This window comes from Nocardia sp. NPDC102475, from assembly GCF_055584605.1.
Map to the genome: position 1 here is coordinate 1 of NZ_JBVJLS010000046.1, position 26,309 is coordinate 26,309.

The window sequence follows — 26,309 nt, forward strand, 5'->3', positions numbered from 1 at the left end:
ACCACGGAACCGTCGTGCAAGACAACGGCACCGGCAAATCCACCTGGTTCGAACTGCATCAGCCACCCGGTGCCGCATCAGGTCTCGGCATCCCGGCCGCCGCACCGGACAACGACCATCCCAGCTCCGACACGGCCACCCCACCCTCGCTCCCAGAACCAACTCCGACGGCAGCCGAAACCGATTCCGCCGCAAGCAGTTCGACCGATCAGCTTCCCGCCCGATCCGAGCCCGACCAGCGGGCCGAGTTCGAGGTGGCAGCAGCACTGGAGAACAGCGCGGACGGCACTGTTCGGGTGATCCTGGAACAGAGCGGTGAACCAGGCGAGCGCAATGCTCACATCACAGTGGGCGATCACAGCTTCGAACTCAGTGAGTCGGACCAGCTGCCGGACTGGCTGGCCGACGCCATTCGCGCAGTACCGCACCTGCGGTTGAATGTCTCAGGCGAGTTGGCTATCGCGGTCAGATTCCGCGATATCCCCAAAATCGCTAAAGCGCTTGCTCCCCACAACTATCTCCGGGGTCCAGCTGAGGCGGCACAGGACAATATCGACTTCGGATTGCGCCATCGAGCGCGAATCAACCGGGGGCGACTGCACGCGGCGCGCAACGATGTTGTGGCCGAACCTACCGTGTACGGTTCGGTTGACTCCATGGTGGAGCTGAATATCTACTCGTTCTGGGACCAAGATTTCCGTAGTGGACTAAGTCGGCTGGGCCTGACCGGACGCAACGATCGAACACTCACGCTCGACGAATTCACCGGCGCGATCATCGCCGACCTCGACCAGCGCCGACAGGCGGCCGAGTCATCGGAGACCGCGGCCGAACCCGATGCGGCGCCGTCGGCGGCCACGCAGCAGGGCAAGCACGCCAACCAAGCCGGTGCGGCCACCGGGCAGCCATCGAGCACCGCGAACACAGGCGAAGTCGATTCCAGCACAACGAGTTCCGGTTCGACGGCCGCCGATGCCGAAACCAGTGGTACGAGACCGTCCGGCGATGAAGCAGGTGCGGGCGGAACCGTCGGCCGACCGTCCCCCGGCTCCGAGGTCGACCCGGCAGTCAACCAGGCGATCGCGGCGCAGGTGTGCACGACCTTCGGCACCGAGATATTGGGGTTGGACAAGCCCGGAATTTCGATCGAAACGGCGCTGTCTGTCCGGAATGCGATTGTCGATGCGGTCGCCGAAGATCCAGTGTGCCGTCCTGCGGCAGTAATCGTCACTCCAATGCCCGACGACGTCTTTGCCGCCGCTGATTCGATGCTGGGCGAACATGACTTGATCGTATTTCTCAATGAGAACTACTTGATCAATCCGGAATATTTTGCCGCGCGAGCAGAGGCAGGTTTCAGGAGCGGTTATCGGGCAGCTCCAACCGGCAACCCATTATATGATCAGCTCCGCCACGAGTTGGCACATCTACGAGATGCGGCCGAATTGCTGTCGCAGCATGCACCTCCGATCGCCCCATCCCAATATGCCCTCCTGAAGGAGTTGCTGACTTCAGGAAGACTAGCCTCGGATGCCCGGTTCGATAAGCGACAAGATTATCGGAACCAGCTGGCTCCGAGGGCATTCGGATTCCTCTTCGAGTATTTTCGAGGACTGCGCAAGAAAGGCGATCTCCCCGCGGATACTCGGTTCGACAAGTGGCTAGACCTTCTCTATGGCTATGCTTTCGAAGAGAAGGACGACCCTAAATCCCCTAGAATGGGAGATCCCAAAGTCGAACTCATACCGGGAGACGAGGTAGACCCGGATTGGGACTGGTGGGGTCAACAGCCGGTCTTCATGCCAGCGGAGGCGCTGGCCGAGGCGAATAATTCATTCGGCCGCAGCGCACAGACAGATCCGAACCACCCTGTGCACGCCCTGCGGGCATTTCTGGCGGGTCGCACAGTCGAAGAGGCACTCCAGGACGGACCGGCGCTGACAGTGTCTCAGCCGTACGTCCGCGGCTCCGTTCCGGCCGCCACGGGGTTCGTCGCAAGCATCGCGCCGGATGGCGTACTCGCCGCGCTGGCACGGAAGTGGCAAGGAATGAGTGCCGTCGCTCGGGCTTCCTACCAGAACGAGCTAGAGCCCGAATTCACATACGTCGGGGAGGACGGCTCCCCGCGCTTCGTGCTCGACGAGCTGGTTTCCCTGGTGGCGCAGCAGCAAGCCAGAATGGGTGCTCCCAGCCCTGCTCCGCAGGAGGATGCAGAGGACGACGGTCCGGACGCACCCGGGGGTCCCGCGAGGTTTTCCCGCCCCGATCCGAACGAACACTCCGCTCCTCCGGGCGAGCCCTCGTCGACCCCGGAATCCGCACCGGACGCCGCTCCCGCCTCGCCTCCAGCACACGATTTCGCGGAGCAGGTTTTCGAATATGCACTGGCGGCGGTGGCACAAGCAGTCGGAAGCGGTGTTGCCGACCTCGACACGGACCAACAGCGGCAGCTGGCTCACGACATCACCGAACAGACACTGCTCATCGCTGACGAAGCCGGTACCACAATGGATATCGGGCAAGTACTCGCGATTGCCGATGCCAATACCCTGTTTCTGCTCGGATACACCCGGCCCAGTCCCCCGGCCCAGCCGACTGGGCCCGTCGAAGAGTCCTCGTCGGACCGGGCGGAGTTGCTGCTGGAAATATTCCCGGCGGACTTGTCGGCCGAAGAGCTGAGGGAGATCGCGCAAGGCATCGGCTGGCGCGACACCGTGAAATTGGCATTGTGCCAGGCGATTCGGTCAGGGCGAATTCTAGAGGGGACGCGCCTGCGCGCGGCCAAAGCAGTCGCCGACCTTCTCGGTATGCCGCCGTCCAGTGTCGGAGCGGCCTACCGGGAACTGGCCGACGAAGGCTATCTAGTGAGCCGCGGCAAACTCGGAACCACGGTGACCCATGAAAACCAATGGCCGACCAACCCGGTGCCGGACCCCCTGACCGCACGGCAACTGCTGGACAAACTCGCCGCACAATCACCACCTGAGACCGGGCGGCGCAGCGGGCGCGACGCATCCAAACTGCAGTTACGCCAAGCAATCCGGTCAGGCCGAATTGCGGAGCAGACGCGCCTGCCCCGGGCCAAGGCAGTCGCCACCGAACTCGGTCTGCCGCAATCGGCTCTGGCCTCGGTATATACAGAACTGGCCGCCGAAGGCTACCTCGTGACCACCACCCACGGCACTACAGTGGCGAGCCACGATCAATGGCCCGAGATGCGAACCATCGCGCCGAAGGCACATGGTGCGCATTCGCCGGGGACTATGGACGCCGCCGACGAGCCCCAAAACCCAGACGAACCTGCGGTACCCGCCTCCCAGAGCAACCCGAGCCCCGACAGGGACCCGGCTACCGAAAGTGCTACCCCAACACCAGCCGACACGGGCGACGCTGCGAGAACCGATGCGGAAGAACCGGATTCGCCGCCTCGCCGTGGCGCCAGACCGCCCCGCCTCGAAGACGTAAGGGACGACGGTAGAGGGGTCGACTTCGTCGACGGCGCGGTCGATCAGGCAGGCGGGCGCCGAGACAAAGGGGCTGGTCCCTGGGTGATCAACCGCTTCGGTGGCGACGGCCCTGGGCGGGACGAGCCGAGGCGACCACGCACAACCCGCAAAGAAGAAGAAACCGCGAGCAACGCGGCCGACAACGAAAATGCCACGAGCACAGGCAGTTCCGGTCATACCTCCGCCAAGGACCAACCCTCCGCACAACAACCGGTCAGCGCTGAAGTCCTCGAGGCGCGCAAGAACCTCGCGAGGGATTACCTGAGGGTCCCCCAGGAAGTACTCGACCAGCCGGAGTTGGTGTGGCATGCGATCGAACTGCTCCAGCGCGAGTGGCGTTCGTTGGACGAGTCGCAACGCAGCCAAACCGTCATTGGTCTCAGCGTCGGGCGCCTTTATCACTGGATCGGGCAGCGAACAAAATTCAATCGCGACATGCGCGATGCCAGTATGTCTACAAGTTTGAGGTCCATGAAACGGACCAGGTTGTATGCCCGGCGTGCCAGTCTGGACGTCGACCTCGTCCGGCTGCTCTCGCTGCCGGCGGAGATCACACCGTTGGTATCGCCGAAAAGCCAGGATCCGCTGTTCGAGCTCAGAGAGATCAGTGAACGCCTGGACACGTCGTCACGCGACCACCTACGGTCGATGATCGAGTGTGTCGAATTTGCACTGGGCCTGGATTCCCCGCGCCACGGAGTTGATCCGTTACACGATCTGATTCTTGACGTAAACCCGCTCCGCAACGAGCATAACTGCGCGGAGTGCGCAATTGTCACCGATCTGAGGCTCAGCGGCCGCACCAACTTGGTCGCGGCACCGTCAGAGTTCGGGCGGGAAGTCAGGCTCGACCTCAACGGTGACTACTACAACCTCCCATTTACCGAAGCTCACTATGCGGCAACGTACCGGCCCGTCCGAAGCTGGGCCGATGTCGAGCGCGAGTTGATCAATGCTGGCCACCTTGCTCGCGGCATTATCAGCTACGAGGACTTCAGGCAGCTGAACGAGCAGGGAATCCCGAAAAGCCACACGCTCAATGTTGTCAACGACCACGGCACAATTCGCTTCCTCGACGGGCAGTACGGCCGCGACCTGACAACCTACATGCGCTCGATGGAGTATCGCTTGCCGCTGCGCTGGCGGAGGCGGCGTCGGGGCGACCCGCCCCCGTTCAACGCTAATTTCCTGCGGACCGACGGCAACTACACTGGGTTCCAACGCGGCGCTCCCGGCGTCAGTCCACTGACCAGCACGTCGCAAATCGCTGCGGACCAAGCGCATTCGGAGCAACGCGGAGGCGCCGAACACGTCCCGATCGGTGACAGCACCGGAGCGAACCCGCCCGGCACCCGCGAACGCCTCGCGGCACAGCTGGAGCAGGCTCGCGCTCGCCTCGCCCAACTCGCCGAGCGGTACAGCATCGATCCGACCCACTTGGCACCGGGTTCCGAGGTGTTGCGGGCACTGCGCGTTAATTCCACTCAGGCGCAAGCGATTCTGGCTCCGCGGCTGGACGACGACAGGCGTGCCGATCCGCCGCGGTCGCCCGACGAGATAACGCGCACATATCTCGAGGCGTTCGAGGCCCACCGCGAGTTGCTGGCGGCGGCTGAGCGGGTCAATGCGCTGGACGCCGAGATTCGGCTGCTCGACAAGGTCGACGCGGCCCGTGGCCATGCCGATTCGACGGCGGCGCAAGCACAGGACTTGGATGCAGTGCGGCGCAAGCGAGACGAGGCGGCAGCCGAACTCACGCAACAGCTCGGTGTGGACCAAGCGGTATTGGGCGCGTGGGTCAGCTGGGTGGTTACCTTCCTCGAGACCAACGGCACGCAAGACGACGACCCCCGACTCCGCAACGCCAAGCAATTCGTCGAATTCCATTCGCGGACAAAGACCGCCGAGGACGCCCGCGTCTTGGAAGACCGGCGCGGTCGGCTCGACGCCCTCGCTCAGCAGCGGCAGGCAGCCGAACTGCGACGGGAACAAGCCCGCGCGGTGATCGGCGCCAAGGCCGATTTGGTCGTTCTCGGGCTGACCAACCCGGCACAGCCCGATGAGCTGACCGCACCGGAGTGCGTCGCGTTCCAGCGCTGGGATCAGCAGATTCATAATCTCGACAAGCAACTCGGCGCACTCGCCGACGATATGCTCGCCCCGCGTACAGAGCCGCGTCCGGTGCTTCCGAAAGATTGGGCCGCGCAACATCCGGAACTGGATCAGATCGCGGACGGCGCGTGGTATCAGCTGTCCACGGTGCGCTCAGATGTTTCCCAGAGCGGTGATGTCGACGAGATTACCGCGTCCGCAATGGGTTTCGATTCGCTGAATCGGGAACAGCGCTGGGCGCTGGTTCCCCAACCGCACGACGATAAGCGCGCTTTGCCCGCGCGCTGGCGCGACCGGATCGTCCGGTTGGGGATCAGCCGGGAGATGCTGGACAGCGACCTGCAGTTGGCACTGCAGCAGCCCGACAACGCGGATCCGATGGCGGCGCTCGAGCTGCAATTCGAGCAGGCCGACTTCCTACGACAGCGGATGCGTCTGGAAGCGGCGTTGCTCGGAATGGCCGCGGCGGCGGAACTCGCGGCCGATCTACCCGGCCACCCGCGTGTGCACGTCTTGGACTACTACTCAGGACATTTCGAAATACCGGCACATTTCGAACTAGCCATCGGCGATATCGATGCCGCCGACGAAGTGCACATTCGAGTCTTCGATCAGGACCTCACTCCGGCGTCCGTGATCGCCGCGGTCGCGCGGTTGGCGCGGGATGTCGAGGCGGCCGCACGCGACAATCCCGGAAAGCGAGTCGCCTGGGTGCTGCGCATGACGGGTGGCGCCGGTGTGGATCAGGCCCTGCCAGCGCTGACCGAAGATCTCGTTGCACGCAAGCGAATTCGCGATTATTACGCCACCCGGCCGGGTGGGCGGCCACCGCTGCCCGGCTTCCATCTCGTCTCCGGGCACGAGGGTGCCGACGAGTTGGTACTCCGTGCGAAGCAGGGGCCCGGACTGTCCGGCCTCCTGCTGGAAACCCAAGAGCCACAAATCGATTCGACAGCGCACGGCGACGGCTCGGTCGGATTCCGAAGCCCGGACGGGCCACCGGTGTCCTGGAACGACTTGGCACTGGCCCTGCTATTGGAAGGCGCGAACGCCAAGGACTGCGCGCCCGACGTGAGAGATGTGCTCGAACGTGCGGGCCTGCCGGTCCGGCGGCGGCCGGATCAAGGTCCGCCGGGGGAAATGTACGCGGAGGAGTTCAGCTGGGCGACGAGCGCGGGGTGGGTGCCAGGTGGTTTCGTGGCCGATCAGCACGGCACCGCACGCGACAAGGCCGCGGACTTGCACCGCGCCTTGGGTTCCGGAGCACGGGTCGCGATCGTATTCGACCGTCCGGGCGGCCGCGGCGCACACATCTATCTGACGAAGACCGATGACAGCGGCGATGTCTGGGAACGCGAACTGGTCGGCTACGATCCCCGCGAAGAGCCGCTGGAGTACCGTTCACGCGAAGAACAATGGACGCGGTACGAACGCGGGACTCCGGATGAGCCGGGGGCGCAATACTTCGGAGTCGCCTTCGTCCCGAACGACGACGGCACCGGTCTGCAACCCATCCCCCGGTTCGACCCCGATACCGATCCGGTGGCAACCCCTGGCGAACCACTCGCCGACTACCCGATCCACCCGATGGGTTCCCGGCCCGAGCCCGACGACAGCGCCCCCGAACCCGACCAGATCCAGGCCCAAACCCCGTCCTCGACAACCGAACCCACCGGACCGCCGCACGACACACACGGAGCGCCGGCACCGCTGGCCGCTGCGGGTGGCCGTACGGATGCGCAGGTCGATTCCGCGGGTGTGCCCAACAATGATGCGACGCCTGAGGTCAACCGTTCCGGCGCAACGGAATCGACGGGTCCGGCTTCGAAAACACCATGGAGCGGCCGTCCATCCGCAGCGGACAGTGCCGCATCGCAGGTGCCCGCACCCCGCACGTCCGGCAGGTTCACGCCCTGGAGCGGTAGTCCTCAGCCCGTAGCCGATGCGGCACACTCGGTACCGGATCAGTCGGCCGCGGCATCGACGGCCCCGGATCGCCCGCAAGACCCGGACACACTCGGCCCCTCCTATCGCGAACTGCACAACTGGGCCACGGCCCTGTCCGACGAAAACGCACAGCAGCTGATCGCCCATACGACTGCCGAAGTCACTGCGCATCTCGACACCTTCCGGCACGGCGCACCGCCGCCGGTCGAAGCCGCGGTGGCCGCGGCGCGATTGCTCAATGTACTGATTTGGGAGCAGTGCCACCGGGTCCAGGCGAATACTCATCAGGGAAACATCCCAGACTACTCGACGCTGTTCGAACTCGCCCGCGACCTCGAGGCTCGCCTGCCAGCTGTTCGGGCGTTGCTGGCTGCCGCGAATGCGGTATTCGATCTCGCCGGTGCGCTGCGCTCGCGAGCACCAGAGGACATCCCGGCGCCATTCGGCAAGCCGGAAAACGAACTGAATTTCCTGGATACTCTTCCATCGCACCTCGGACGCATGGTCGACAGCATGACTACCGCTGTCGAAACGATGCCCTGGTCCGAGGATTGGGGGTTCCCCAGGAAAACCAGACCGAGCGACGAGCACCGCGGACCCGCCAACGCCGCGATTGCCCAAATCAAGGGGCTGGCAAGACATTTCGAGATACGAGCTACGGAGCGGACGGATTGGTCCGAATATATCGACGGCTACCTGATGGCGGGGCTGGTCGGCGGATTCGATGCCGACGTTGCCCGCGCCATCGGCGCACTGCGTTCGGAATCGGACGCCTTCGATCCGACACGAACGGAATCGGGCCGGGCCTTCGCCGCGACCGCGGCAGCATTCCTGCCGAACGTCGTCACCGTGACGAGTTACTACCTGACCCGAACTCGCGAGCCCGACGCCGCATTCGAACTCCTCGAAATAGCAAGCAATGCCTTCGTGGAGACCGCCGCTCACCTACCCGGCCTCCAACCACTGCACGATGCAGCCGAACTGATAAGGCACCTCCGCGACGCGATCGCCGAACATCGGAGGCCGCAATCGGACTTCCAGGATCCGTTGATGATGCGCGGCCGGGCAATTACCTTGTTCGTGCACCATCCGCGCTTTTCCGAGTTGCTCGCGCAGACAACCCTCGCGCTGCGCCAAGAGGCAGAAGCCGCGGCCACCGCGGTCGGCGATGTAGATCAACTGCCGGAGGCGCAGATGCGCCAGTTGATCGCTGGGCATGTCGCACAGGGGCATCCGGAGCACGCGGTCGATCTGATCCGGGAACGCTTCCGGGGCAAGGTATTCCCGTGGATCCAGGCCAACGTCGGTGAGCCGATGGCGACCCGGGAGATTTTCGACGCAGCGTCCGAGAGCGCGATCAGGCGCCTCGACCAAATCGGGGATCGCGACGTCGAAGAATGGCTCGTGCTGAACGCGAGAAATCTCATCGCCGAACATCGTCAAGTCGCCGAGTTCTGGCACCGAGTCCAAGATTTCTTGATCCGAGGTGCCGATCTCGCCGAGTCCGACCCCGTCCGCGCGGCACTGGCCGAGGCGACCGTACCCGACGTGCGCAGCGCCCTCGACAAGCTCGGCCCCGACCACCGGCGGAATCTCGCCCGATTCCGGCCGGTGCAATCCGGCACAGTGGTTCAGCCGGTACCACCCGGCGATCCCGAGACCGAATCCTCCGCGCTGTGGAATGCCACCCGTGCGTTGGCCTCGGCGGTTGTCACCACTACCCGCGCCAGGAACTCGGAGCAAACGCGCGGTGTCCCGTGGCCGACGTTCGCTGGTATGCGTCGCCGACCAGGTGCCAACACGGATGCGAAGCGGTTGCCCGCCGAACAGGTTCGGATCATTCGTTTGTTCGCAGCGGGCATGACGGATTGGCAAATCATTGCCAATCTCGGAATCTCCGAGCATGTGTTGGATGTGCGAAAGGCCAACATCGCACGCGAGTTCCGAACCGGCGAACGGGCCGAGATAGTCAAGAAGGCGCGGGATTGGGGCATTCTCGCCGACAACACACCGGCGGCCGCGCCGGATCCGCAGGTCCAATCATCCGATGAGCCGATCGAACCGGTAGTGTCTCCCGTTCCGTTGAATTCGGTTGCACTCGACAAGCTTTCATATCGTGAAGCCGCAGTTGTCGGTCTGGCGGCACGAGGTCTGTCGAATAGCGAAATCGGCAAGCAACTCGGCATTGCACCGCACACCGTGGAGAGCCACCTCGGACGCGCCGGCCGCAAAATGGATACCCGAGGACGGAATGCCACAATTGCGGAGGCGACGCGTCCGGATACCCCGCCTGACACCGCCGCGGCACGCCAAGCCGCGGCACCCGCGACGGATGTCGGATCGTCCTCGGCACCAGCGGATTCCGAGACCGAGGACGCCGCCGCGCGGTCAGCCGTCGCCACACCGGAACCGCCCGATTCACCCGGTGCCGACCAGCCAGCATTCGATTCGGTCGCGGCGCAAGACGTACGCACGGTCGCGCTGACCGAAGTCGAGGCACACGTTCTTCGTTTGGTAGCGGACGGCATGTCACGCGCGACCGCCGGGGCGGTCCTCGGCATGGCGCCGAGGCGGGTCCATCGGTTCCTGACACAACTGGCCGAGAAGGTCGGCGCCGACGGCCGGATTCAGGTGATACCCGCGCCGCTGGACACAGATCCCACGTCGACCCGTATGTCGCCGCGCCAACTCGAGATGCTTCGCGTCGTCGTCGGCACCCTGCCCGACACCGCCGACGGCGATTCGACGACAGTCTCCCCGGATGCGGTGCAGGACTTCCGGATTCGTACAGCGGCCGAACTCGGCACCGGTGACGCGCGGCCAGTCGATGACGCCCGATCCGAATCGACCACCGATCAACCCCGCTCAGCGACAGCTGCCGAACCCGACCGTGCCGAATCCGACCAACCGGACGCGACGGCCGCGGACCCCCGGATCAGCCCGGCCCCCACGGAAACCGATGGCACTCAGGCTCCGCAGCAAGACGCGCGCGCTCGGCCGCCGACGGCGGCGGCGGAGCTGACCGAACCGCGCGGTGCCACAGAGATCGAAGACATCGACGAGACCGACGATGTTCGGGCAAGAATCGCAGACACAGGGTTGTTCACCATGACGGGTGAGCAACTCGAGATCGAGCCGCTACAGAAGACCGAAGGCGGTGCGGGCCCCGACTATCGCATCGCTGGCAGACCGTTCGACTACTACACGGCGCACGGCGGAGACGTCGATGCGTTCGCCGCCGGACTCGCGGAACTCGTCGGCACACAGCAGACCGACCGGATTTTGGCGGATCTGTCCGACGCCCCCTTCACTCCGGCGGACCTCGGCGCGCGCCTGCGGCAACAACCGATGATCTCCGGCCTCGCCGAGCTCATCGCGATCGATCACTACGGCTGTGCCGTGCCGGTCTTCGAACGCAATAACGTCCTGGCTCTGCCCCTCGAGGTGTCCGGTACCATCGTCGTGCTCGACACACCACCTCGACTTCAGGAGATCGAGGCAGCACCGAGCGATTGGATTTCGGGACTGGTCACCACCGCCGAGATGGCAAGTCCGACAGCAGATGTGCCCGGCGAGCCGAGTGCGAACCGAAGCCGCCGGACCTTGACCCTGCACGTGGTCCAAGCAGCGGGTGTCAGTCACCACCAAATCCGGGACGCCCTCGAGCTGCCACCGCCACCGAGCGTCGAGATCACCAGCGACGATCTCACGGTAAGTTGCGAAATCGCCCTCTACCGTTCGATGACCGACGGCGCCATCGCCTACATTACCTACGGCATGCCCGAGGTCGATCGCCCTGAATTCGACATCGTGCGCCGAACCATCGATGCCGCACTGCTGAACCATTTCCCCGGTGAAGCGATAACGGTCCACGAGTACTACGACTACGGGCATTACACCGATCAGGGCGACGCGCCACGCCGACTGAGCCCGCGCCCGGCCACGGCCGCATCGGTTGCCGGCACCTCGGCTACCGAAGCATCTCTCACGTCGACCACCGAGGCGCCCCGGGGCGGTAGCCACGAACAGACGAGCGCCGCCGAACCAGCGCACCGATTCGTGTTCGACACCGACGGACCGCGCATTGAAATCGCCACCACCAACCCTCAACGGCCGCTGCGGAATTCCACCGGTCCCGCCGATGCCGCGAACGAGTCCGCGTCTGCTGTGGAAAACGGCCAGGTATACCACCGACTGATGGCCCAAGTCGGCAACCCGCAGATCGCACGCGACCTCGCCGCCAGAGTCCACGCACGCGCCGCCCAAGAGGAACTGCCCACCGAAACCCGAGCCGCCGAACAACGACTGTTTGCCATCGGCGAGGACGTCCTCGCCGAACACCGAGCCGCCATGGCACAACTCGACGCAGCCATCGGCAACCGCCCCACACCCGGACGCCAACAACCCCTGGCCCCCTTCCAACACGGCGGGGTCTTCTTCCACAACCTCCCCGATGATCACCAACCGCCGCTAATCGCGCACCAACCCGGTCCCTCCCCCGCCGCAACCGAGCCGAAACGGGGCAAAGCGGTACAGGGTGACAACACGAAGCGGATAACTCCCGACGAACTACTGGAGATATTCGCCGAGGCGCCGGTAACGGAAGGTCTGGCGGAGAAAGCCACCCGCCGAGGGTGGCCGGGCTGGCCGGCCGTTCTCAATGCCGAGCTGCGCAAAGCGATCCGCTCGGGTCGATTGTCCGACGGTCAGCCGCTGCCTACCGTGCAAGACCTGGCCACGCGGTTCGGGATGCCGAAGGCCGCCATCGCCGTGGTGTACCTGCAATTGGGCGTCGACGGATATCTGGTGAGCCACACCAGGGCGGGCACCTCGGTAGCGTGGCATTACCCGCAGCTGCGGCAATCGATCGATGAGCATGTCGCACAAGGTCATCCGGAACGGGCAGTCGATCTGATCCGGGAAGAGTTCGGGGACAAGGTATTCCAGTGGGTGTTGCGCCAGGTGGACGGGCCTCGGGAGGCTCAGGAGATTCTCGACCTGGCATGCGCCGATGCGATCGGTCGTCTCGGGCAAATCGGTGATCGGGGCCTGCGCGAGTGGATTGTCGTCAACGCCAGAAATCTCATGGCGGATCGTCGTCCGATTGCCGAATTCTGGCACCGAGTTCGGGATTTCGTGATCCGCGGCACCTGGGTGGCGGCTTCCGATCCGCTACCGGCGATATTGGCCGACGCAACCACATCGCAGGTGCGCCAACTCCTGCGTGAGCTCGCCACCGACCATCGACGAGCACTGGGCCCGTTCATGCCGCTGCGCCCCGGCCTGGCCAACCGATCGAGGACCTCACTCGGCGATCCCACTATCGCACCCCCAGAACTCTGGGATGCGGCCCGCGAGCTGGTCATTGCGGTCGCAGCCCGACAGGGCGTACGCGCGCGGATCCCCGTCGAGCCGGTCGACACCCGCGTGCTATCCGAAGTCGCCCCCGGCGTGGACCCGCATGCCGAAATTCCCGCCGCGGAATTGGTTGCGGCACTGGCGCGTAGCACAATCGTGGAAAACACGCCGCCGATCGTTCGGGAGGCGCTGGAGAACGACACGCAGGCACTGCAGGACTGCATCGAACAACTCGTACCGGCGCAGCGACAGGTCCTCAACCTCCGCTTTCGGTTCGAACTGTCACCCGACCAGACGGCGGCCCTGTTGGGCCGCGACGTAGGTGCGGTCCGCACGGCCCAACGCGCCACGCTTGTCCGGCTTGCTCGGCTACTGGAGCAGCGGGCAGGAAACGAACCGTTGGCGGTGGTCCAGGAAGCGCGGGACGATGATCCCGACGCCTTCGCTCGCACCCTCGCCCTACTCGGCGAAAAACAGCGCGCCGTCATCGAGCGACGACTGATACAGCAACAGTCCAACGCTGAGCTGGCTCGGGCACTCGGACCGAATCACCGCAATGCCTATTACCGTGCCATTCAACGACTTTCGGCATTGCTGCTCGGCGACGCTCGAGCGCATCCCGGCGCGGATGCGGATCGGGAACTGGTCCGACAGACCGCACTGCTAAACCTCGTATCAGCCATCGGCGAGCTCACCAACGCCAATTACCGGCAGGCCCTGACCTCGCGATTCGTGCGCGGACTTACCCGTCGTGTCGCCGCGAACGAGGCCGGTGTCGGCCTGCGGGCTTTCGAGATGCGCGAGCTGCGCGCGATCCGTGCTCTCGCCGGACGATTGCGCCCTGCACCAACTGACGCGTGGATGGACTCCGAACAGACGATGTCCGACCTGACGACGATCTGGGAGTTCCTACGAATAGATCCGAAGTGGGCGTTCGATGCCGGACGTGATTACGGTGCCGTCGTCGTATTCGGCAGCCCGGACGACGGCGCGTCGGCCGTCGTCGCGAACTTTGTTCATGAGCGGGGACTCGGCGAAATCCCGGTGGTGTTCTCCGGTTGGGACAAGAAGGGCGCCGACCGGCCCGATCATGAACATCGGCACTGGGCGACCGAGGCCGCCAAATTCAGATTGGCCGCGGAGAAACTGGGCCTGAACCCCGACCGAATCATCGAGGAACCGCACGCACGGAACACCAGGCAAAATGCGGCGCTTTCCATAGCTGTCCTGCGGGAGCACGGTCATGATGTCGAATCCATCGTCGTCGTCTGCACACCACAGCACGCACGGCGGGTGTGGGCGACGATCAAGCGGCACTGCCCGGCCGTCCAGCACATCGCCATCGTCGGTGCCGCGGTTTCCGTGGACAACTACATCCGCTACGGACTGCGCTCCGATACCGCCGGGGATCCCACGCCACGTGAGGTGGTGACGGAGATCTTGTCCGAGATAAAGGGCCTGATGGAGACACCGCGCAAGGGACACATCGTGGGACAGGTGATTCCGCGCGATGTGCTCGTGGCCTATCGCACGCTGACCGAGACGTTGGGCATTCCCGCGGCAAGCAACCTTGCCGAGTATCTGCACCCTGTCACCTTGTCCGAACAGGAAACCGACATCCTCCGCATGCTCGTGGCGGGCCGGTACTTCACGGAGATCGCAGCGGCACTGAGCACCAGCCCGGCACAGGTCCGCACACACGCCCAACATATCCACCGCAAGCTGCGAGCAAGTGAGCGGACGCAGCTCGCGGCGGCGGCAGCGGCGGCGGGAATCGAGTTGGATACGACCACACCGGTCGATCCCGGCGATGCCGCGGACTCCGGGAAGGCCACCACACAGCCCGGCCCGGTAGTCGACGATTCCAACGACAACGATGACGACGACGATCCCGGCGGCGGCACGCCGACACCAGGACCGAACCCCGGCCCGCCTACTGGCGGGCCGACTTCGGGTGGCACCAGCGCAGTACCCGCTGCCGCCGAGCGCGACCAGCGGACGCGCGCAGGCACGGATCCAGAAATGCCCAGTGCCGCAACAACACTCAACCCTCGAGTAGGGAGTAGGGCAAGCCGGCCGACATCGCGGCAGCGACATACGGATCGCGCCTCGCGACCCGAACCCGTACACCCTCAGGTACTTCTCGGCCTAGCGGGCGTCCCCGACCCCGACAACCCATTCGGCGACCGTGGCAACGTCCTCGACGACGGCCCCGGATTCGGACGAGCACGCGGACGCCACCGGATAGAACAGCAATGGATACCCCACGCCGACGGCGGCGGCTTCCCCCGCGGCAACGGCAAACCCGACACCACGCCGCTCGACACCACCCCACGTCCCAACGAGGTACCCGCAGCACCACCGGGAGGCGGTGGACCGCCCCGAACACCAACCGACTCGACAACACGCGTCGTCGCGGATCCCGCGACAATGCAGGAGCCCCAACCTGACTCGACCGACACCGAGACGTATGAGCCGACCCCAAGCAACTCTCGAATCGGCCGAACGCTGCCTCCACAGTCGACCGAACCCGGTTGGCGACACCGGCGCACCCAGGACGAGGTCGCACTGGCTCGCTCGCTGTACAACGATCCGCGCAGCCGGGCGGCCGTGATCGAAGTGCTCGACTGCCTGCGCGAAGTACTCGTGCAGTTGCATCCGGAAGCTTCTCCCGACCAGATCGACGATGCGTTCTATGCGTACGAGAACGTGAAGTGGGGCGGCGCGGTGCCGCGTCACGTGTCATTGGATGAACTTCGGCGCCGCGGGAATCTGCGTGAGTTGATGTCCGCCGTGCTCAACGCCATGATCCGCAATGCCGAGCTGACGGAGACCCGCTCGGGCACCACACTCGCCGACGGCCTCGCCAGACTGTTGAATCAAGCGGATTGGCAGGCACAGGCAGCGGCTATCGGGTTGAATATTCCCGCACTGGGTGCCATCCGCGAGTCGATGCTGGCCGAGAAACGCGACGCCACGATCACTGCCCTGGACTTCCGCGAGGTCACCCATCTCGTGCAAGCGACGGATCCGGTCGTCACGCAACTCCTCGCTGAATACTCCCAGCGCAACGATCTGACGCACAACCGCTCCCCTGACGAGATGGCGCGCCGGAGTCCCGATCTGGCGGAATACGCGCTGCTGTCGATGCCCCTATCGGAACGGGAACTGGAAGCCATTCCCTCCGGCATGCTCATAGCCCGGAAAATCAGCGTCCTGGATCCGGCAAGAGCGCTGCCGCGCGACCCGCGCGGCCGGGTCGACGTGGAAGAACTGCTCGGGCAATTGCGGTCCGAAGATCCGGCGATCACGGATGTACTGCCGCTCTATCGCTACGACGAGCACAGTCTGCGGATGTTCGACTCGGCCGGATATGCCGTCGTCGATTACGTGCGTGTCTTTCACGAGGCGGAACCGGTCAGCCTCGCAATGGCTCTCGAACTGGACCCCACCCGATACTCGGTCTCACTGCCATGGCGCCCCGGTACAGCATTGGTTGAGCTCGACACCGACGATCCGTTGTTCCAGAAGATTGCTGTCGACCGCCGGTTTGCGCTTACGGCGGGGCCTTCCGGCAGCGCCACCCGGTTGGTCGCGTACACCAACTTGTTGCCGACAGGCTTTCCTGGGCTCGACTTCATCGGTGCGGCAATGGGTTTCATGATGCCGCACCATCACTCGCTGCACGAGATCGTGCACGGGCTGCGGATGGCCGGCGTCCGCTTGGTGGACGACGCGATAATCACCGACGCCGATGTCGCCGTGTTCTATCGCGCCATGCGCAACCGGTTCACACGTCCACGACCGGCCCCGACGCCCTTGGAATGGCTCGCCACCCGCGCCACGGCCGGAACTTCGACGGAGCCGAGTACGCCGCAACAGAAGGCTACATCCGGCAGGCGATCGCCGTGGAGCAGCCAACCATCCGCCTCGGATTCGGAGACCACATCTGCTGCGGCACCTGAAACCGCTGCGCCCGACCCACGCCCGCGACGCCGCCCCGCGGCCCGGCCCGGATTCATGGGCGTCCCCGACCCCGACGATCCCTTCGGCGACCGCGCCAACCCCCTACATCACGGTTTCGAACCCGCACGCGGACGCCGACGGGTCGAAGCGCTCGCCCAACCCCACGCCACTGGCGGAGGCTGGCCTCGGGGCACCAGGAAACCTGCGTCGGACGCGACTGACGATCCACCTACCACGGAGCCGGGTGCACGGCACGACGAAGACACCGATCAGCCGAACCGCGGATCATCCACCGGCGCCCCCACCAGTGCCCAGCTGACGATCATGGATCCCGGTGCCGAGAACGTCGCACCCGGACCCGAGTATTGGCGCCCCGTTCAGGATGCGATCAAGACAGTGGTGGCGATCGACCCTGAGGGATTCGAATACCTACTGAAGATGCCGATGCCCCGAGACGGGGCGCCATTCGGAGCCGACTGGGTCAGCAATCGGCGGGACTGGTTCCATGCACTGTTCAAGGAAGACATCGACACACTTCGGGATGTGGAGCTCACCGAGAAGGATCTCCTGGAACTTGCCCGGTTCATCCAGCGCTTTCCCATATACATGACGCTTGCATTGATCAACGTGACCGGCTCGTCGATCGATCAACTGGTCCACGAGCACAAGATCGACTGGCGCACACTGTTCTTCACGCAGGAGAAGATCACGCGGGACGGCGAGACCATCCCGGGCGAGACCATCCCGGTCGAGACCATCCCGGTTTGGAAGTTCCGGACCAAGCCGGTAGGCACCCCCGAAGAGGCAAGCCGCCGGGATTCCACCGACGAGACCAGGTGGGCCAGCTGGCAGCGCGCCACCTCGAACGATGAACTGCCGCAACTGCTGCTGATCGCGGCTGGCATCATGCAGTACTTCTCCGGCAGGCCGATGCTGGACGACGACATCGAGCTGATGGACGACGCCCGCGCGCGCGGAGTGATCACCGATGACGAGTACGCGTTCTGGACCCGGCACCTGAAAGACGACCTGTGGTCGGCAGGGTTTTACCCGGGATGCCGGTGGCTCGAAGCGCAGAGCGACGACTACCTGCGGGCTCGGGTCCACTGTGCCTTCATCTGGTCGAGAATCGGCTCTCGCCCTGCCGAGGAATACCTGATGGCGGTGACCGACAAATACCTGCTCAGCACCGTCTTGCGGGAAAGCACGGAGTTCGGGTTGGGCACCGCGAACGACATCGTGAAGAGCATCGCCGGTCTGCTCCCCGGGCGATCCGGGCAGCTGCTCCTGGAAACGGGGCAGCACATCTTCGGCGGCATCACCGGCAAGATCGCAAGCGCAGTGCGCGCCGCGACAGACTGGGCAGCGGATCGCGTATACCCGGCACCACCAACGGACGCCGAGACCGAGTCGACACCGGCTCTTGAACGCGCCGCCGGCAATTCCGCCAAGCCTGACCTCGAACCAGACCACCCGCCCCGCAGGCGCAAACCCCACCGCCCCGCGGCCCCGATCGGCGCGATGGCCGTCCCCGACCTCGACGACCCTTTCGGCGACGCAGGCGACCATACGGCAGGCATGCCCGGACTCGGCGCTCCCCAAGGGCCAGAGCTGCATTTCGACGGCGGCATCGACCCCGCGGTACTCGACCTTCCCACCCCGAAACGTCGCGGACGACGCGCCGCTGGACACCTCGACCCGGTTGTCAACGCCATCGGCCCCAATCCGGAGGGACACGCATTCAACCCCCCCGGCCGACAACCGGAACCAACCCCGGACGACCAACGCGACCAACCGACCGACGCGGGCGATACGGCCGGACAGCCGGACCCCCTCGACCCGGGACTCATGCGGATCGTGCTCCAGGAAGTGCGAGAGCTGGTGGGCGCCGACCTCATAGCACAGGACATCGCGGCCGAGGCATTTTCGCAGGCGGGCGAGCAGGGTGCCGAGGCGCTGCTCGCCGTTGCCCGCGAGCTGGCAGTAGATCATGTGCGCTTCGCCCGATTCCGGCAGGCTCTGCTGGTCGCTCTCATCATCGACGCCAAGGTCGACATTTCCGATCCCGTGGTTCGCGCCCTGGCCGAGGCGAGCAGAAATGAGCTGGAACGCTGCCTTGCCGAATTACCTGAGGAACGTGACGTTCTACGGGCACGATTCTGGGACGGGCTCACTCGGCAACAGGCCGCTGATCGGCTGCGACTGGGCAAGGCTCCGTGGGCGGTGGAGCGCCGCGCGCTTCGGCGCGTCGCAGCGCAGCTGGCCGCGACCGTCGCCCTACCGGAGCGGGACAACCAGGTATCCGAATTCGCACCGGTCCCAGCGACCACACGCCCGATACCCGGTCCCCCGATCGAGGATCTCCGCTTCCTGGGCGGTAGAGATGGCGTCGATATGCCACATGAGATGGCAGCGGCGATAATCGAGGAAGCCCTGCGCAACCTATCTTCGGCTTTGGACGGCAACTATAATCTGAATATTCGGGTCGGCCCGTTTCTGGTGCGTATACGGAAGCCGGGCGACAGTATGGACACCAGACTCACTTCCGAACCACGGGTGATCGAGTGGCTCACCAAACGCGATGTAAAGATTCCGCGGCTGTACTACCTCATGAACGGTGTCACGCTGCCCGATGGAACTGTCGTTGACGGCGTGCAGATCCAGGGGTTCGTGGACAATGCCCGTCTATTCCACGATCTGCCCGAAAAGCCGATCGCGATCATGGTGGCGAGTATCAAAAAACTGCATGCACAGACCAAGGGCATCGGAAGTGGGCTCAACCTCCTGCGCTTCGTCCAGAAACTGGTCGATGAGAAAATGTCCGTCTTCGCGAGGTCGCGCGCCCAATACCGGGATACTTTCGACGCGCTGGGGATCCCGAGCGATCCCTTCGCACCCGTTCTGGCCATGGTGTCGCCGACGCAGTATATCGATCCTGTTCTCATACACTCGGACGCGCATTTCAAGAATATTCTCTACGATCTCGAAAGCACGGTGACGCTCCTGGACTTGGAACTCGCCAGGCCGGGCGACCCGGCTCTCGACTGGGCCCGTCTTCGCCTCCTCGAGGGGGCCGGCCCGAGCGCGGAACTGCTCCGGCGGCTGCTGCCGCGAACGGACCGCGATGACATGTACGACCTGCTGTCGCAGATCGAGCGAACCCTCATCGACACCGTTCGACACACGCGCGCGGCGATGTTCGGTCTGCTCACTCCCGAGATGATCCATTTCGCGGCAACCGAGTTGGCGAGCGCGTTCCGAGCGGCCAGACGGAGCCAAGGAATCCGCGGACTCCTGTCCAGACAGCAGTATTTCGAAGCCATCGGAGTTTCGAGCCCGCCTCCCGCGCAGATAACCGACCCTGAGATGCTGGCCATCGACATCGACCCCCTCTATTACGTCATCGGTCCGCCCGGACGAACTGAAACCGCGATACCCAGCTTCACCGACGCGTCATTCGATGAATTATGGGAATGGGCTCACCAGTTGCCGTTCGATGAGATCCGGCAAGTATTGGCCACGTTGCGCGCCGAAATCACCGCTGTGCTGGCAGATTTTCACCGTGGTACAAGGTCACCTCGAGTACCAACCGGTCCGGCACGAGCGCTGAACACGATTACGTTTGTACTCTGGGAGAGAATCTCCGAGGGAATAGCGTTCCTCGGCGATGCTCAGTACCTCGAACTGCTCGACGACGCAGCGATGTCGGAGGTGATGGAGTATTTCGCGGGGTGGGCCCCGATTGCTCGCGAAATGCACTTCGGAGCACGCGCGGTGTTCGACTGCATCGGGAGCCTTCGGATGCACCATGTGCCACCTGCACTCCTTCATGAACTTTCGGTATCGGCCGGGCATCTCGCGCACAGCCTGGAACTGCTGGCCGAGTCGGCGGACACCGGAGATACTCCTAGTCTCTCCGGTGCGGAAGATTTGAGGACAGCACGTCTCCCGCACCTGATATCGACGATGCAAACCGTCTGGTACCCCCAAGAAGCGGCTTTCTACACCGACGTCGCGGACACCTATCTGCGATTGCCGCGGCACGAACACGACCCGGCGGTGGCCGATGCCTTCGGCAGGCTGCCGGATCTCGCGACAGTGTTCGCTCGCGCACGAAACGGCGCCGAGCGGGAATTCGCCGCCGCGGCAGCGGCCTACCTGGAGTGCCTGGCTACCGTCACGCGGTACTACTTGCTCAGGACCAGCGACTACGCATCCGGTCTCGAACATCTCGGCCGTCTTTCCGAGACGCTGCAGGCTATCGTTGCGCGTCTGCATGGACACCAGGCGCCGCACACCGCCGCCGCCACCGCACACGAACTGCACGAACAACTCGAGCCATCGCAATTCGGGTCGCTCTATGTGCGGCCGCGAGCGATGGCCACGCGCGCATATGACCGGCTCTTCCTTGACGCATCTTTCGGCGACGCGGTGGATCAGACCCTGGCTCTCCTACATGGGATGAGCAATCCTCCGGTGGCGGACCTGCCGACCGACCGACCCGGGCCTGCTGCTGGTGGCTCCGGCACACTCCCCGGACACAACGCCACCGAACCCGAGCCCTTCCACCATCCCGGGGACAACCCGTTCGCCGCTGAACGCCACCGCCTCGCCGGCGGAAAACGGCCAAAGCACCTTGGTAACCAGTTCCTGGCCTTCCACCACAACGACGACGTTCCAGGCGACCCCGTGCAATGGGATAAACCGCACCGGCATCGCGACCTCCCATCGGAGCCGAACGAAAATGCCTCGGGCACAAGCGCATCGAGTCGAAGTGACCAGCCCCCAGCGGCACAACCACCGGTCGGCGAACCCGTGGTGAGCCCGATGGAGCATGTTCCTTCCGAACGCGGCAGCGCACCAGCCCCGCATACTCACGAACAATTCGTCGTCCGCGGCGCCACCGATACGAGCGAGAACCAGAACATCAGCGCCGCCTATCCGGCGCGCGACCAACTACTGCGGTTGCTCGGCGAACGGTTCACCTGGCTCACCGACGAGCAGGTCGCGGCGGCGAACGTGCTGTTCACGCAATTGGTTGTGAAAGCGAGGAAGCAGCCGGACACCCGGATCGAGGCCGTCGTGACGGCGACGGACGAACAGGACATTCGCAAAACGCGCGTCGAAGTGGTCACCATCTCCGCGCCTGGGGGCACCGAGGCACAGATCGACCATCAGCCCACCGTCGCGCTCAGGGCTTTCTCGGACGATTTCGGCACCACTCATTCGGAAAGCGGCACCCGGCATTCCGCCTGGTTCGAACTCCATCACCAGTTGGAAACGGCTCCCGAACAAGCACTGCCGCCCGCGGCCCGGGTCGGGAGAAATCCGCACTCGAGCGACCTCGACGAGGATGCGGTATCCGGCGTGCTGGTCGTCGACTCGCGTTCGCCCCGGCCGGAAACTCGCCGACGGCCTCTCGGAGTCAGCGGGACCGTCGTCAGCGCGGAGACCCGGTCTGGTGTGCTGGTTCTGCACGCCGCGGAAACCGTACGGTGGCGGGAGATCGATGATGGACCCCGTAGTACGAGAACGATCACGATCGATACCGGAACCGGGGATCCCCCAGTCGACTGCCGAATCGAATACGCACTCGACCTGATGGGCAACGCCCACGCGTGGGTCGACTTCTTCGGTCCGGTTGTCGGCGGTTCCCACTTCGATCGAGTGTCGAGGATGATCGATGCGGCCTTGCATACCCGTTTTCCAACCAAAATGATCGCGGTCCAGCACGGCCGGGATTGGTTGGGTTCACATCGGTATATCCGACCAGGAGCACTTGCGCGGCGGGCGACACGGGACGCGGACACCCACATCGAAGCGGCACACAGCCCATCCGGAACAGGAACCGAGGGCCCAGCCCGCGTCGCCGATCCGCGCGATATAACTCGGGAGCAGTTCCGCGGTTCGTACTGGCGAGCGGTATTCGCTGCGAAGTGGTTGGCAACGAATCAGCTGTTCGAACGCCATCGCCTCCATCGATTCACCTGGCCGGCGGCGGCGCACGGCGCCGCAACGACGGATCTGACCTGGGCTCTTACGCTATCTGACGCCATCCTGACCGATCCGGCTGTCGAGCCGCTGTTGCATGCATTCTGGACCCTGTTTCCCATGGGTGAGGGGGCTCTGAGCGCGCAACGGGTACGGGTGACGAACACCGCCGGCTTTCCGAAAGTCTTCGAGATGTGGCCCGAGGAATACAGCTTGTACCGTCAGCACGGGTCCCCGCTAGACGCGTCGGCGGAAACCGTCCGCCGAGTCGCGGCGGACAACGTCAGCCTCGCGCGCCTGGAAGCGTTGGCCACTGCGGCGGATGCCCCATGGTTAGCGCAGACAATCCGTCGACTGGCCACGGAACTGGCGCAATTCCCGGCCGACCCAGGCCCGATCTTCGAAGGATTGCACGATGAAAACCGCGCTGCATGGACATGGCCGGCCCAACAGCGGTTCGACTTCCAACAGCGCAGGTCTGAATCCATCGAGCCGATCCATTTCCCGGTGCCCGACGATCTCGTCACCATCGCTACCGGACCGCCCCGGACCCGGCCGACGGAATCGGCAACCGACCCAGCCACGACCGGCCGACCGGCACCTTTCACGCCCAACGATCTAGCGAGAATCATCGACCGCCGACGCCCGACGAACGCGTCTCCCACGCCGCTCCAGCACATAGTTTTTCGACAGATACAGCCTATTGTGGGCTCGGCCGAGGCGGCCGATGCCATCACCGCGGAGACGCTCGCGGATCACGGAGACAACGCTTCGGAGATGGCCATCGTCCACGCCCGCAATCGCGCGGTCGAGCATGTGCGGTCCGAACTCTTCCGACAGGCCATGCTGCGGGCCTTGATCGAATTCGTGAAGGTCGACCCCGCCGACCCCTTGGCCCGCGCGCTGGCACCCGGCCGGACCAGCGGCGAGGTCGAACGCGGTATGGCAACCCTGTCCGATCTCGAGTGCGATTACTTGACCGCAAGGTTCTGGGACGGCCGGACCCGCAACGAGACAGCCCACCAGATGCAGCTCGATGAACCCCCGCGCCAGTTGGAACGTCGCGCACTACGCCGGCTGGCGGCGGCAGTGGCAGCGGCCGCCCTCGATAACGAGGGCGACGCCCCAGAGCGCGCGAGCGGCCCGGTACCGAAAGCCGACAAGCCCATACCCAACTTGCTTACCAATGATCGGTACAAGCCGATCGGCGGAACGACAGGCCAGACCATGCCCGACGAGATCGCCGCGGCCCTTCTCGAGCAGGCACTCAACAGCCTGTCGACCGCTATGGCGGGGAGTAAGAACGAAAATGTCCCGGTCGGCTTTATCGACGGGAAGCCACAATTCATGGTGCGCTTTCCAACGGCCAGCGGGGACGATCTGGACAAGGTCAAGCTCGTCGAATGGCGAGTCTATCGGAAATTCGCGGAGGCGAACGAGCCATCGGTGCCGCGGGTCTACCGAGTGTTCAACGACGTCCAAATGCCCGACGGCCGCCGGATCGATGAAGTCGTTCTCATGGAGTACCTGGATGCCGAACAGCTCGCCGAGGTGATGGATCGCGGGGGCCTGACCGACGAAGTGATCGGCGAAGTGGTCGAACTCTTCAACACTCTGCACCGGCAGACCTTCCTGGGGACCGGGGACCGGCGAAAGTTCATCGATGAACTCGTGGCCGAGGAAATGGCCAATATTCGAGCGGCGCTGCCCGAACTCGCCGATTGCTTTGCCGCGCTCGGGATCCCGGAAAAACCGTTCGAACCGGTGGTGCGTTGGATCCATTCCGGCGTCATGTCGTCGGAGTGGTTCGCGCCGTTCGCGATCGTGCATCTCGACGCGCATTTTCGGAACTTGCTCCGCATTCTGCGCGGCAACCGAGCCGGTAAAGTGGTCGCGGTGGACTGGGAGCTGGCCAGGCCCGGGGATCGCGTGATCGACTTTGTCCGCATGTATCACCTCACCGGTGCCGGACCGGCCGCACAGCACTTGCGGCAGAAGGTGTCGGCATCGCCGAATGTATGGGATGTGTATTTCCTGTTCTTCGAGATCCAGCGCATCATTCACGACCTCATCCGACTTCGGCGAGCAGCCAAGTACGGTCAACTCACGCCGGAGCAGATCCAATTCGTCGGCAACGAATTGCGCAGTGCCTTTGCGACTTCCAGACCGGCATGGGCCCAGCGCCCTGATCTGCCCAGCACACGGATCTTCGACGCCCTCGGTGCTTCGGTACCGCCCGCGCAGTGGATTCCGCCAGGCGACCAGGCAACGGCACCCGCCCGAGGCGACGACGCCGATACAACAGAGATTCCCCGCGCGATGCCATTGCGTGCCGAGATCGCGATGCCGGACCTCACAGCCACCTTCGAGCAGCTCGAGGAGTGGGCCTGCGAGCTGCCCTTCCACGAGGCCCGACTGCTGATGGCACAGACCCGGGAACAGGTCACCGCCCATCTGGCGGCATTGCATCGTGGCGATCCACCACCGATCGCGGAGCTGACCAGCGCGGCGCGGATATTGAACGCGCTGACTACCGCATTGGCGAAATACTTCGAAAAACAAATCGTCGCCGCCAGCGAATTCGGGCTCGACCCGGGTGTCTTGAACAACGAAGCACTGTCGGAGATGTTGTTCACCATCGCCGGCTGGAAGCCTGTCGCCTTTGAGATGTGGCTGAGCGCGAGCCTGGTGCTCGACAGCGTCGGCGCGGTACACGACCCGCGGACCAGACCGCACCCGCTGCACAACATCCCGGTGCCGTTCTGGGAAATTCATCGCCGTCTCGAACAGATTGTGGAGGCGGCACACGAGGCCAGGGACGCCGTCTCTGCCCGCAGCTCCAGCAGGGACGACCCCCGCCGCGAGCGCTTGATCGCGATCCTCGAGCAGACAACGCATGGACTGGCGGAATTGTCCGGTCTGCGTGTTTCCAACCGGTACCACTCGGCTGATATCACCTTGCAAGTGCACTCGGAGGGCAACTTCGCCCCCGCACTCGTTGATGTCTTCGGGAACCTGCGTAACCGAGCCAAGAAATACAGCGACTCGAGACGGACCCTCAGTGATCAAGGTTTCGCCGCCGCAACCGAACCTTATCTGTGGAGCCTGATCATGGCGGGAATGTACGTCACGAACCAAACCAGTCGCTACACCTCTGGACTCCATCACTTCGGCCAGGCTGCCGACGTACTCGACGATACCGCGCTTCGCTTTCCAGTGCACTGGGCGCCGCGCGCGGCCGCGCGCGAAATCCGTCGCCTGCATGATGAACTCAGCGCACTCCATCGCGAACTGCCGCCTGGACTGCGCGGAGAGCGGATGAGCGAGGCTGTGGCCGAGCGACTGATCTACCACGCGGAAGCCGATGAAGCGCTTCAGGAGACCCTGCGGCTGCTCCGCCGCGAGGCGGACGCAGCCCCGTCGCCCTAG

1 protein-coding gene is annotated in these 26,309 nt (G+C 64.5%); it reads left to right on the forward strand.

What is annotated here, in order from left to right; genetic code table 11:
• The first annotated feature begins 14 nt into the window (after positions 1 to 14).
• Complete coding sequence (locus ACZ60G_RS43045; protein WP_465818050.1) at positions 15 to 26,309, forward strand: LuxR C-terminal-related transcriptional regulator; 26,295 nt, start codon at positions 15 to 17, stop codon at positions 26,307 to 26,309.